The following is a 13,500-nucleotide window of genomic DNA, read 5'->3' as shown; positions in this document are numbered from 1 at the left end:
TCAGCGGTTTTTTTATTTCCGTAATTTTGTAGCACAAAATAAGTACCTAAATGGCTTTTTTCGTCTGCTTTTTTTTGTAGGAAAGTACACGAAGAAGACCGCCCCATCGCCATCCTGAGTAACCGAATCCGCTACAAATAAAGATAATTCTATGCAACTACTCCTGGTTCTACCTGTGCTTCAATTAATTTTTCAGGAGTTATCGGCAAATGCCGCATGCGCTTGCCGGTAGCATTAAAAATAGCATTTGCTACAGATGCTGCCACACTGGTAATCCCCAATTCCCCAATACCTTTTACGCCCATCTCGTTGGCAATTTTATCTTCTTCTGGAAGGAAAATCACCTCAATGTTAGCCATGTCCAGGTTTACCGGTACGTGGTAATCGGCAAGGGAACGCGTAATAAAGTTACCGAAATTTGGTTCTACTCTTGTCTGCTCGGACAAAACCATTCCTACTCCCATCGTCAATCCGCCAATAATCTGACCATAAGCAGTTTTTGGGTTGAGTATGTTTCCGGCGGAAGCTACATTTACCATTCTTTTAATCCGATACATTCCCGTATGTTTATCCACCCAGACTTCTGAAAAGTTAGCGCCAAATGAAAATACCGAGTGTTTCTTAAATGCTTCTGAGGGGGCCGCGGAGCCCTCAGCTTCATATTTTTTCAATTTATTCTGTTTTAGAAGCTCGGCGACCGGAATATCTTGATCTTTACCAATATTTTTGTTCTGTTTTAATGTATCAATGGCGTTTTGGCAGGCAGCTCTTGCGCCATTGCAATATGAAGCCGCTCCCCACGAACCTCCTGAACCAGGTGTGATGGGAAACCTTGAATCTCCCAATTCCACCGTTACCTGCGCTACCGGAACCCCGAGGTATTCGGAAGCAGTTTGGGCGATTATGGTATAACTTCCTGTTCCAATATCTGTAGCATCCATCTGAACGGTGGCATACACTTTTTCATTCTCTAGCTCCAAAATTACTTTTGATGATGATTCCTGATAGGGTGAATTCCTTGAAGCTGCACTTACACCGTAGCCTATGAGCCAGTTTCCTTCTTGTTTGCTGCGGGGCTGCATCGAGCGGTTTTCCCAGCCGAATTTATCGGCTCCAATGCGCAGGCATTCTATGAGAAGTCTTGATGAAAAGGGCTTATCTGCCCCAAGATCGATTTGCGTATCATTTTTAATTCGAAAATCTACCGGATCCATTTTCAATTTCCAGGCCATTTCGTCCATAGCAGATTCCAATGCAAAGCTTCCCGTTGCTTCTCCCGGTGCCCGCATGGCGAATGGGGTTTGAAAATTCATGGGTATTAAACGGTAGGTAATTTGGTTGTTAGGGACCTGGTATAGCATCTTGGAAATCATTCCGCAAGGTTCCTGGTACTCCTGGTAAGTAGACGTATGAGATAACGTATCGTGGGATAGGGCCGTAAGCGAACCATCCATTTTGGCACCGAGCTGCATTCGCTGTTCGTTTTGTTGCCTCATACCGGTATTGGTGAACATTTGTTGTCTGGTTACGGTCATCTGAACAGGACGTCCCAGCAGTTTTGAAGCCATAATCGCTAAGATAACATGACGTTCTGTATTTAATTTTGAGCCAAAGCCTCCACCGACAAAAGGAGTGATCACTCTTACATCTTTTTTTGGAATTTGAAATGTATCCGCTATGGCTATGGTCGATTCATTAACCATCTGTTGGCTCGAATAGGCGGTTACCTTTCCATTCTCCCAGGATGCAATGATGGCATGTAACTCCATCGGATGATGGTGTTCGATAGGGGTGATATAAGTGGCATCCAGGGTTTCATCGGCTTCGGCTAATCCTGCTTCCATATCTCCCCGTAAATAATCGGAATTCCCTTTGGGTTTATAAGCTTTAGATTTGGATTCATCAAATCGTATCGTTGGATCTGGATCTTCTTTATACTCAAATTTCACCAACCTGGCCGCATATTGTGCCTGCTCAAAGGTTTCAGCAACCACTACACCTACATATTCCCCATAATAATTCACTTTTGCACTCTGCAGTACCGGGGCGATAGTGGTGGTGGCCAGTAGGGGCATCTCCTCCTCCAAATGATTTAATTTTTCAGCATTTTTATAGGTGATTACAGCCAATACACCATCTAAGCCTTCTGCCTCGGAACTATCAATTGCGATAATTTCTCCTTTAGCAATGGTACTATTAATCCCTTGGGCAAACGCTTTGTTTTCGACGGGAAATTCTGTTGCATACTTCGCCATGCCCCTTACTTTCAATCTACCCTCAACCCTGTTAATAGATGCTCCTACTCCGGATGCTTTCAATGTGTTCATCATTTGATTTATTCTTATGAGATTGGCTTATGCTTTTCTTTCGTATGCCTGGGTAAGTGCGCTGATAATGGATTTTTTCCCCATTTCAACCTTATATTTGTTGCCTTCCAAAGGTCTTGCCTCCTTCATTGCAAGCTCGGCTGCAGCTTCAAAATTTGCCTGATCGGGGGTTTTGCCAGACAGGTAATTTTCAACCTGAATCAACTTCCAGGGTTTATGGGAAACTCCGCCCATGGCAAGTCCAGCTTTAGTGATCCTGCCTCCTTGAATTTCCAAACCTGCAGCTACCGAAACCAACGCGAAGGCATAACTGGAACGCTCCCGGACTTTCAAATAATAATAGTGCTTCGAAAATATGGGTTGGGGTAAATGGATGGCAGTGATCAATTCTCCCGGCATCAGGTTGGTATCTTTTTCAGGTCGGTCACCCGGCAAACGGTGAAAATCAATAAATTCAATCATTCTTGGGGAACCATCGGATTGCCGAACTTCTACTGTTGCTCCAATGGCTGCCAATGCCACACACATATCGGAGGGGTGAACGGCCACACAGGCTTCGCTCCACCCAAAAATGGCATGTAAGGCATTCATACCATTTTTGGCTCCGCAGCCTGTGCCCGGAGCTCGTTTGTTACAAGGCATGGAGGTTTCATAGAAATAGGGACAACGGGTGCGCTGAAGCAGGTTTCCACCATTGGTGGCCATATTTCGAAGTTGTCCCGTGGCCGCCGAAAGCATCGCCATGGAAAGCAACGGAAAATGCGTTCGGACTTCACGATGATTGGCTGTTTCAGAATTGCTGAGCATTCCTCCCAGGGTTAATCCCCCTTTTTCATTCGAAGAGACCTTTTTATATCCCAGACTGGCAACGTTTATTAATTCATCGGGACGCTCCACATCCTCTTTCATCAAATCTATTAAATTGGTTCCTCCTCCCAAGTAGTGGGCATTTGCATTGGAACTTGCAGCTTGCAGGGCTTCTTCTGTATTCTTTGCCCCCGTGTATGTGAATGGTCTCATAATAAATAATTAATAATTCCTGACATTTACAGTGGTTTAGGATTAGATTTAAGAATTCTTCGCCTTTTCCATCTGTTCTTTCGTGGCAAATTTCCAGCTAGGCATATCGTCATCACCGGAATGGACCTCTTTAAATGCCTGAACAATGTTATTATAGGCTCCACAGCGACAAATATTACCAGACATTCGCTCCCTGATTTCTTCTTCAGAAAGTTGTAAATTGGTATCTATTTTCCTCAAGTCTTCCGTGACGTAACTGGCCTCACCATTTTTTGCTTCATCCAGAAGCGCTACCGAAGAGCAAATTTGCCCTGAAGTACAATAGCCGCACTGAAAGCCATCGTGTTTCAAAAAAGCTTGCTGCATTGCATGAAGTTCATTACCATCTACCAAACCTTCAACTGTAATGATTTCTTTGTCTTCGCATGTCGCTGCCAGGGTGAGGCAGGAGAGTTTGCGTTTTCCATCTACCAATACCGTACAGGCACCACACTGCCCGTGGTCACAACCTTTTTTAGTTCCGGTAAGCGCCAGGTGTTCACGTAAAGCATCAAGTAGGGTTGTCCGGGAGTCCAGCGTCAATGGTTTGGACATTTCATTTACCCGTAGATTAACATTCACTTCATTTAGCATTATCTTTGGGTGATAGTGAAGGTCTTTTGTAGTATTTGCAAACAATGGCGAAGTAGCATAAGAAGCATATACACTTAAACTGGCAGAAGAAACTTGTTTTAAAAATTTTCTGCGCGAAGCGCTGTTGTCTAAACCGACCTGATCAAAAATTTTCTTTTCATCGTCTGTCAAATTATCTGAATCTGTATTGTTTTTCCATTTTTCCAGCTCATCCATACGTTTTGTTGTTGTGGTTTAAGAAAAATTAATCTTCAAATCTTAATGTTTTAACCAACAACCAAGCCAACACCAATGCAGGATTTAAATGGTTGGGAGCAGAAAGGTTTTCTATTAAATACCGAAAATCCCCTTGCGTATTGAAAAAAAGCAGAAAAATCTACCTGATTTTATTTTGATTCATTCTTATCCCAGTCGATCTTTCTCACTTACTCAGATGTTAGCAAGCAGCCTAGTGAGATAAATGTTACAAAACCAGCAGAAAAAACCACAGTTTTCTGAGGGTTTGATTACTGATCGCATGTAATTCGACCAAGGAGCTCAGGGAAGGTATTGGACCCAGCTATGAGTTAGTGAAAGTTGATTCATTTGCTGTGGTCTACTTGGGAGAAATAAACTCCGCCTTATTTGATCGGGGCCTGGGCCAAAAGTGAAGGAATAAATAAAGGAGAGTATGGAGGAGATATTCGGATAGATCCTGCACCCAGATGGAACCGCAGCAATAATATGATCCTTGTACCAGGTATATCGGCAAATGGGACCCGACAGCTGTTTGTGATCTATGTTAATACTAATGAAGGAAAATAAAATAAAAAAAGCCCGGAAATCATTCCAGGCTTTTTTTATTTTATTTGGGTTAATTTTATTCCTCGGTGCTGCTGTGGTTTCCATCTACGGTAGTAAGTGGCGGCACGTTATTTTCAAAACCTGAATAGCCTTTGTTTTGATTAATGATGCCTTGTGTATTGGTATTAATGGCATCGGCCGGGATAGGCCACAAAACATGGTATGGGCTATAGGTATAGGTGTCACCATGTCGGGTGAAGACCCCCTTGTTGTAGAAGTCCGTAAACTCCATGATACGGTCGTAGAGGAAATTCTCCTCTGAGAAGTTGTCGATGGAATACGTCTTCCCATTGTAGGCCTGTATCCCGGTATTGGCAAAGATATAGGCCATACGGGTCAACTCCGTTTTTCGGGGCTCCTCGTAGTACAGCTCTCTTGCCCTTTCGTCCAGAATAGTCCCAATGTTCATGTCTTCAGGACCGTAAGGAGCCGCTCCGGCACGGGTTCTTACCGCATTTACATCTGCCGCTGCATTGGCCAGGTCACCTTTCCATACGTAGGCCTCAGCTCGAAGAAGGTAGGTTTCCGCAAGACGGAATATGTACCAATCGCTGTGGCCACCTGAAGGCCTGATGTTTTGAGGATCTGGTACATAAAGTTTGTAGTGTGGCCAGGAAAACCAGCTACGGATGGTGTCTACCACCAGCACGGTTCCCTCCTCGTTTCTAAACTGAAGGGGCTCCCCGTAGTACTCATCCGTTCCTTTCAGAGCTGGGTTATTGTAGACCAAGTCGGTCATGTCCATCCAATTTCCGGGAGCATGTCTCAGATCGTTTTCGTCGTCCCAAATCATACTTTGGTGGTACCAGGTGCCTCTCAGACGACCGATACCCCTACCGTACTTGGTGACGTGATCTATTTCTATGCCCGGCTGATCAATTGTGCCACGGTTTCCATTGGGAGTATTGATATTGGTGATCCAGAAGGGTACTGCCTGACGCATGGAAGACATGCCGCCGGAATTTCCTTCAGTATCCACCCGGTCCATTACCATTAGTATTGCTTCGGTGTTTGATCCGAGCGATTTGTTTTCAGCACGGTGTAGGTCCCAAATGATGTTTCGTTCAGGATCATTGGCGACCGAACCGAATCTTTCTGTCATTAACGCATGAGTACCGCCATCTATCAACCTGTTGGCAGAAGCAATGGCGTCATCAAATTCTCCTAATGCCAGGTTGACTTTAGTCAATAAGTGCTGTATGGCTCCCCTTGGTACCTGTCCACGGTCCATCACTTCTGGTACCCAGGGTTCGGCCCACTCCAGGTCTTCTTTCATCTTCCGGAGTATGACTTCCCGGTCTGTGGAATAGAAATTCAACCTTGGCTCTAGTATTTCCTCCAGAATCAACGGCACATCGCCAAATTGATTGGTTAGTCGGTAATACCGCATTGCCCGGTGAAAATAGGCCGTACCCAAAATGTGATTACGTTCTTCCTCGGATTCGTAATCGGTAGGATCATCAATTCGGGAGATCACGGTATTGGCATATTTGATACCCTTAAATCCTTCATACCAGTACCAGCCAATTTTATTGGTATTGGTACTATTCAAGTTGGCATCGGGTGTTATCAACAAGTTCATATCCTGTGCCGGCCCGGATTTATCGGTAGTTCCTTCTATCGCCACTTCTGTGAATATATGCTCCGTAAGAATCGGAGATCCATCACCGGTAAACTCGTGACGCAAGTTTCGTTCGCAGGCAACTAAGGCCCCCCAAAGTCCGCTGGCGGAGTTGAAGGTGTTTTCTGGTGCGTAAAATGAAAGTGGTTTTGGTTCCAGCCAGGCTTCATCACATCCTGTCGTGGTTAGCATCATACCCGTAGCCAGGAGCCCCAGGTAAAACGATGATCTTTTTATATTTATTTTCATGATTATTTCTTTTAAATAGTCAACCATTAAAGCGTCAAATCAAGTCCCAGCGTAAAAATCCGTGGGGTGGGGCCTCCGGACTCTGGGTCCCAGAAGTTCATCTCCGGAGCGTAAAATCCTACATTCCGAACATTCATATACAGCCTTAAATTTTCAATTTTTGCTCTTTCCAGAATGGTTTGGGGAACAGTATAAGCCATGGAAATATTTTCCAGTCTTACGAAAGACCTGCTTTGGTAAACATTGAATCCACCGGCTCCTCCTTCACTGGAATACAACCTCGCCCACTCATTGCTTGGATTTTCCGCTGTCCAATAAGGAAGGATATAGGAATTGGATCGATCTAAAAAGCCTTGCCGGTTCTTTCGTTGGTTGAATGTTCCGATATGTCCCAAATAGGCATACATCATAAAGGACACATCGAAGTTTTTCCAAATCTTGAATTCGTTTCTCATACTCCATCGGGACCGTGGCTCACTGAAACCCAGGAATTGCCGATCCGCATTGGTGTACAGTCCGTCGTCATTGACATCTTCGATTTTAAAATCGCCTGGCTTTACCCCGTAATCCGCGGCCTCATCTGCCTCAGGCGTTTGCCAAATCCCATCTGTTTTATAATTCCATACGGCGTCAATAGCGCGGTCTATAAACCAACGGTTGCCAATATCATCTAATTCTTCACCATTTTCATCCAGGTCACCATACAGACTAACTATACGGTTTCGATTCATTTGAAAGTTAAGATTAGCCCTCCAGGTTACATTCGAGCGGTTGACCAAAAGGCTGTTTAAGCTGACCTCAACACCACGGTTTCTAACTTCACCCAGGTTGTCATACACGAAGTTGAAGCCCAGAATATCCGGAAGGCTTCTTTCCACCAGAAGATCGGTGGTAGACATGTCATATACTTCTATGGTACCATCCAAAATGCTATTAAACAAAGAGAAATCCAGTCCCAGGTTGGTAGAAGTGGTTTTCTCCCAACGCAGGTTGGAGTTTTGCATGGTGTTTACATACAACTGGCTCACAAAATACAACTCTCCGCTGGGTCTTTGGTAGAAATACTTACCGGTTTGCAAATCAGAAAGGGCGGCATAGCGACCGATGTCCCTGTTTCCGTTCACACCCCAGGAAGCCCTCAATTTACCGTAATCCAACCAGGGGATGTTTACGAAGTCTTCATCTGTGAATAACCAACCGAAAGCAGCAGAGGTAAAAGTAGCCCTTGGATTACTTTGACCAAAAGCCGAATAACCGTCTCGGCGAACTGAAAGAGTAGTGATATACTTGTCAGAATAAGAGTAAATAAGTCTTCCCATCAAGGCATCCGCCGTATGGGTCTGGTCGTTGCTTGAAATAATGGGGTTGATCCCTGCGCCAATATTATGATAGCCCAACCGATCATGCGGCTCAAATCCAACGTTTTGCATGCTATTGTCCCAGCTTTGGAATTTTTCTGCATTTGCCAGCAAGGTTACGTCAAAATTATGAACCTCATTGATGTTTTTATTCCAGCTTAGAATGTTATCCACCTGCCAGAAATACACTTTTCGCTGCTGTCGGCTTGCCCTTCCACCCATGTTTTCAAAATCCTGATGGGCAGCCATTTCATGGTTGAACCGTTCGTAAAACTCATACCTTGGCGTGAAATTGGTCCGGAAATTGATTCCGAAAGGAAGCTCAATAGATGCAAAAAGGGTAGAATTGATCGTTGTTTCTCTTTGTAAGCGATCGGTATAATTGGGCGTGTAATAGGGATGGCGACCACCGCTCACTTCCTCATTGGGTCGGAATCTCAGGCTGACACCATCTTCCAGAAACGGTTCTGCCCAGGGAGAGAGGTTGACCATGTTTCCCCAACTTACAGGGATCTGGCTTTCGTCTCTGTCTGCAAATTGAGTGTTCATACCGACTGTCAACCAATCGTTGACTGTGCCTTCGATATTGAACCTGCTACGGACGGTAGTGAATTTGTCGCCAACGACCAGTCCTTCATTGTCCAGGTAGCCCATGGACCAGTAATATTGAAAATCTTCGTTTCTTCCGGACAGGGAAACGGTATGATCTTGCCGAAGGCCATTCTGAAACATCATGTTGTACCAGTTGACGCTTTCATTGGCTTTGTAATTGGCAATCTCCAAAGGTTGCATGTTTAACCGCTGCAACCAAACTGTTTCCGGATCTCCATCTGACCCGTCGTAATTTAGCCATGTTTCCAGGGGAACGTCAGATGGAAGGGTATTTGGATTGGAAAACCGATACGGCTCGAATCCTCCGGCATTGATACTTTCCATCACGTCCTCTCTCCAGGACAAAAAGCCCTGGGGGCCATAAACCGGCTCGTTTTTGGCCATAGTCGCCACACCCCAGTTGGTATTTACTTTAATCTGTGGCTTGCCCAATGCTCCTTTTTTGGTGTTGACCAGCACTACACCGTTGGCCGCTTTCGCGCCAAATACAGCGGCAGAGCTGGCGTCTTTCAGCACATCGATGCTTGCAATATCATTGGGGTTGATATCGGAAAGCTGGCCATAATAGATGGCTCCATCCAAAACGATAAGAGGGCTGGATCCTGCGTTTAGGGACGTTCTTCCCCTTACCTCCAGGCTACCACCACCTTTCGCAGAAGTGTTTAGTCCTACATTCAAGCCGGCGATGTTTCCCCGTAGCACGTCTTGTACGGAATTTGGATTTTCATTTTCCAGCCGGGTAGCGGTTACCGAAGAAACGGCTCCCGTCAAGTCTCTTTTTCTGGCGGTACCATAGCCAATGACCACGACCTCTTCTAAAGATGCGGTGTCCATAAGTAAGGTAACGTTGATTTCGGATCGATTGCCTACCGGTATGGTTTGCGATACAAATCCCACATAAGAAAAGGTCAATTCTGCATCTTCGGGTACCGAAATGGAATAACTTCCATCAATATCAGTTACCGTACCCGTGCCGGTACCGGCAATGAAAACGGTTACACCCGGAATGCTTTCACCAGATTCATCCGTAACTGTACCGGAAACCGTAACGTCTTCAGCTTCTCCGGTTGCCTCCACAATGGACAGGCCTGTGGGATTCAGCATGTTGGGCTTGTCCACCGTTGCGTTTGCAAATCCGGTTGAAACCAACCACAGGCTGATCCAAAAGAAATAGCCCATCCGGCTAGCTCCTTTTAAATCATACGCTAGTAAGATTTTTTTCATTTTATTTGGGTTTTAATTAGTTAATGCATGGAAAGCACATTACTTCCATATACCGGTGGCGAATTAGATTTTCTTATCACCAATACGGCTCTAACATAGGTATATTTAAAATAACATGCAATCGGTTTCATACGTATAAAGATTTAATATTTGGAAAAATTATATTTTTAAAAATTAGTAAATTCATCTATGGCCATATAAAATTTTATTATTTTCATAATAAAATTTTAGGTTTTAACCCGAATGAATCCTTTTTTCATGAAATTCAAAATATGGTATGGATTTTTGTGGTTTTCATTTTTTTAAATAAATAGTATACTATAGCATTAAATCAGTTTTGGAGTTCAAAATAAATTTATTCGTATTTAAAATTGTTCAATAATACCCATATAAATAAAATAAATAATAAAATATAGAAATAATAGTATATTAATAGTCAAATTTTTTACCGTATTGCCCCGGTAATCAGAAACCTTTTCTGTGAGACGTCATTAACTATTTGTACAAATAATTCGCCAGCCATTGAATTTTCTGGATTAATAAGTAAATTGAAAGAAAACATGTGAATTGGTGGAAAATGTAATGAGATCCTATGGCGAGGTTAAAAGGGAGATTTTGGCCTTAAAACTTCTCTTAATTGTTATTTTCGGGGGGCAGGTGCTGTTTTCTTGTGAAACAAAGGAAAGGGCAAGTTTGCCGGATCGGGTTGACTTTAACTACCATATCAAACCCATCCTTGTGCAGAAATGCTATCTCTGCCATGGCCCCGACCCTGGTAGCAGAGAAGCCGGTTTACGATTGGACCTGGCAGACGGTGCAACCAAGCTTCTGGAAAGTGGAGTGACTGCCATCGTGCCAGGGTCGCTATCCAAAAGTGCTTTATACCATCGGATCACGGATTCCGACCCCGAACTAAAAATGCCCCCGCCCGCATCCAACCTTGAATTGAGCGACTTGGAAATTGGCATGATAAAAAAATGGATAAATCAAGGTGCGGAATACCAACCCCACTGGGCATTTTTACCTCCAAAAATTTCCCAAGACAATCTTGAGGCACCCATGGCGACGCAGATAGACGTTTTTCTGCAGGATAGGATGAAGGAAAACGGGCTGGCCCAAGGCAAATTGGCAGATAAGTACCAGTTAATTCGACGATTGTCATATGTACTAACCGGCTTGCCTCCAGGACAAGAAGCAATTAGCAGGTACCTGGCAGACGATCGACCCGAAGCTTATAAATCCCTGGTAGATAATTACCTGAACGACCCGGCTTTTGGAGAAAAATGGGCAAGCCATTGGTTGGATGTTGTGCGGTATGCGGAAACCAAGGGACATGAGTTTGATTATGAAATCCAGGGTGCCTGGCGGTTTAGAGATTACATGATCCGAGCCTTGAATGCGGACATTCCCTACGATCAATTGGTCCGGGAACAGCTTTCAGGAGACCTGTTGACAGCCCCCCGGCTAAACCCGGAAACCGGGCAAAATGAATCCATTCTGGGTACGCTTTTTCTAACCATGACAGAGGGAACCCATAGTCCCGTGGATACCAAAAAAGATGAGGCAGACCGTATTGATAACATGGCCGATGTGATTGGAAAAAGTTTTCAGGGGCTTACCATTGGCTGTGCCAAATGCCACGACCATAAATTTGATCCCATACCTACCTCTGATTACTATGCATTATATGGTGTGTTGGGTAGTACCCGTTTCAGTCCCATCCCCGTAGGGAATTTCAAAGAAAAGCACGCCGCATTGCAGGAGGTGCACCAACTCAAGCAGCAACTCAGGGAAATGGTAGGTTCTACCTGGGAAAAACCAACTTCCGATTCGGTGCCGGTATTACTGGTAAGTCAAACTCAATCGAAAAATACGATCCAGCAGGGTAATTCTGGAAGGGTACTGGGAGATTTCAGGGGACCGAATTTCCAGGGATGGAAAACAGACGGGGAAGCTTTTGGGGTTGGCACAACCTTGGGAGAGCCTATATTGGACCGCCAAACAGGCGAGCTTACCGGCCTCAAAAAGGGTATGGCTTCCAGCAGAATTTTAGGAAAGGGAATTTACGGAGCGCTTAGGTCACCTGATTTTAAGATTGATCATGCGTACCTGGGTGTTCGTGCCCGTGGAAAAGGCGGTAGTATCCGCATAATCATGGACAATTTTCAATTGATCAGTTACCCCATTTATGGAGGTTTGGACCAGAAGGTAAATGACGACGAATGGCAAAATTATGTTTTTGATGTGGGAGACTGGGTGGGGCATAATGTGTATATTGAATTCCTTCCCGGTTCCTTTGTGCGGCATACCTACCGTCAGGAACCGGACGCCTATATTGAAGTAGCCTATGCTACTGCTTTTGACGGCGAGTGGTTTTATCCTGAAGAAGGGTCCCGGTATTCCCCGGTGAGCTCCCTTTCGCAAGCAGTAAACCGCTATAACGAGGGAAACAGTAGCGCTGCCGATGTCGGCTTTCTCAACCAACAACTAAATGCAGGTAAACTTAAACATCATTTTCCGGAAAGTAGGAAAACGCTCCTGGGAATGGATCTGCTAATGGCAACGATCAGGGATACGGTATTTATACAGGGAGTCTCGGAAGGATTTGCGCGGGAAAGCCCGATTTTTATCCGAGGAAATCATATGGAACCGGACCAGCAGCCTGTTCCCAGGGGTTTTATCTCAGAAATCCTGGACTGGCAACCATCCATTCAAGGTCCAGGGAGCGGCAGGAGGGAAGTGGTGGAAGCAATCCTGCATCCGGACAATCCACTGACGACCCGGGTGATGGTCAACCGGCTTTGGTACCATGTTTTTGGAAAAGGTCTGGTAGAAACCGTGGATAATTTTGGGTTGCAAGGAAAACTTCCCAGTCATCCGGAACTGCTGGATTACCTGGCTGTCAAATTCAGGGAGGAAGGCTGGTCACTAAAAACCATGATTAAGGCCATGGTCATGACAGAGGCTTTTCAGAGAAGTACCACTGTCGTCAATGGAAACATAGATCCTGAAAACACCTATTTAACCCACTATCCCATTCGGAGAATGGAAGCAGAAGCCATCCGAGACGCCATGCTGTTTGCTTCCGGGGAATTAGACAATACTCTTTTTGGAGAACCTGTTCCGGTGCATCTGACGGATTTTATGCAAGGTCGGGGAAGGCCCGGGCAGTCAGGACCGCTGGATGGAAATGGAAGGCGGTCCATTTACCTGGAGGTTCGTAGAAATTTTCTGGACCGGATGATGACCACATTTGATCGGCCCACACCCTTTAATACATTCGGTAAACGTGATGTGACAAATGTGCCGGCACAGTCTCTTTTTCTGATGAACGATCCCTTCGTTGCCGAACAGGCAAGCTTAATGGCAAGGCGGATTCTTTCGGATGAGGAGCAAACTACCGAGGACCGGATCAGGGACGCTTACTTTCGGGCTTTTTCAAGACCACCCTCACCTTCTGAAATTACAGACGCGAAAAAATTCCTGGCGTCGGTCCCAACCCGTAAAGGAGCAACCGGTGAATCTGATTCTGATGCCATCACCATCCAGGCATGGAAAGAATATTGCCACGCCTTATTTAACATGAAATCATTTATTTATTTATTGTAGTATC

General features: G+C 44.9%; 6 protein-coding genes. 1 reads left to right on the top strand and 5 read right to left on the bottom strand.

Going from position 1 to position 13,500, the window contains the following annotated elements:
• Positions 1-149: 149 nt before the first annotated feature.
• From GKS34_RS04470 to GKS34_RS04450, 5 genes are all read right to left on the bottom strand, one after another.
• Positions 150-2,330: a xanthine dehydrogenase family protein molybdopterin-binding subunit gene (locus GKS34_RS04470; protein ID WP_205602018.1), complete on the bottom strand. Its 2,181-nt coding sequence runs from the start codon at positions 2,328-2,330 to the stop codon at positions 150-152.
• 24 nt (positions 2,331-2,354) lie between these two features.
• Entirely contained in the window at positions 2,355-3,347 is a 993-nt protein-coding gene (locus GKS34_RS04465; protein ID WP_163383578.1) for an FAD binding domain-containing protein, read from the bottom strand.
• A gap of 48 nt (positions 3,348-3,395) precedes the next feature.
• Positions 3,396-4,196: a 2Fe-2S iron-sulfur cluster-binding protein gene (locus tag GKS34_RS04460; RefSeq protein ID WP_163383577.1), complete on the bottom strand. Its 801-nt coding sequence runs from the start codon at positions 4,194-4,196 to the stop codon at positions 3,396-3,398.
• A gap of 643 nt (positions 4,197-4,839) precedes the next feature.
• Entirely contained in the window at positions 4,840-6,693 is a 1,854-nt protein-coding gene (locus tag GKS34_RS04455; protein ID WP_163383576.1) for a RagB/SusD family nutrient uptake outer membrane protein, read from the bottom strand.
• Positions 6,694-6,719: 26 nt separating this feature from the next.
• Positions 6,720-9,887 (bottom strand): SusC/RagA family TonB-linked outer membrane protein, encoded by a 3,168-nt coding sequence (locus tag GKS34_RS04450; protein WP_240459190.1) that lies wholly within the window; start codon positions 9,885-9,887, stop codon positions 6,720-6,722.
• 570 nt (positions 9,888-10,457) lie between these two features.
• On the opposite strand from GKS34_RS04450, the gene GKS34_RS04445 reads away from it, so the two are divergent.
• A complete protein-coding gene (locus GKS34_RS04445; RefSeq protein ID WP_240459189.1) occupies positions 10,458-13,496 on the top strand; it encodes a PSD1 and planctomycete cytochrome C domain-containing protein in 3,039 nt (1,012 codons plus the stop codon).
• The last annotated feature ends 4 nt before the right edge of the window (positions 13,497-13,500 follow it).

Origin of the sequence: Cyclobacterium jeungdonense, from assembly GCF_010994275.1 — a bacterium.
In the GTDB taxonomy this organism is placed as follows: Bacteria; Bacteroidota; Bacteroidia; order Cytophagales; family Cyclobacteriaceae; genus Cyclobacterium; species Cyclobacterium jeungdonense.
Note: the sequence above shows the minus strand (reverse complement) of the source record. Positions and strands in the feature narration are given on the sequence as shown.

Bases quoted from the DNA above. Each gene is read 5' to 3' on its own strand.
- GKS34_RS04460 (WP_163383577.1), bottom strand. From the start codon at position 4,196: ATGGATGAGCTGGAAAAATGGAAAAACAATACAGATTCAGATAATTTG.
- GKS34_RS04470 (WP_205602018.1), bottom strand. From the start codon at position 2,330: ATGATGAACACATTGAAAGCATCCGGAGTAGGAGCATCTATTAACAGG.
- GKS34_RS04450 (WP_240459190.1), bottom strand. From the start codon at position 9,887: ATGAAAAAAATCTTACTAGCGTATGATTTAAAAGGAGCTAGCCGGATG.
- GKS34_RS04455 (WP_163383576.1), bottom strand. From the start codon at position 6,693: ATGAAAATAAATATAAAAAGATCATCGTTTTACCTGGGGCTCCTGGCT.
- GKS34_RS04465 (WP_163383578.1), bottom strand. From the start codon at position 3,347: ATGAGACCATTCACATACACGGGGGCAAAGAATACAGAAGAAGCCCTG.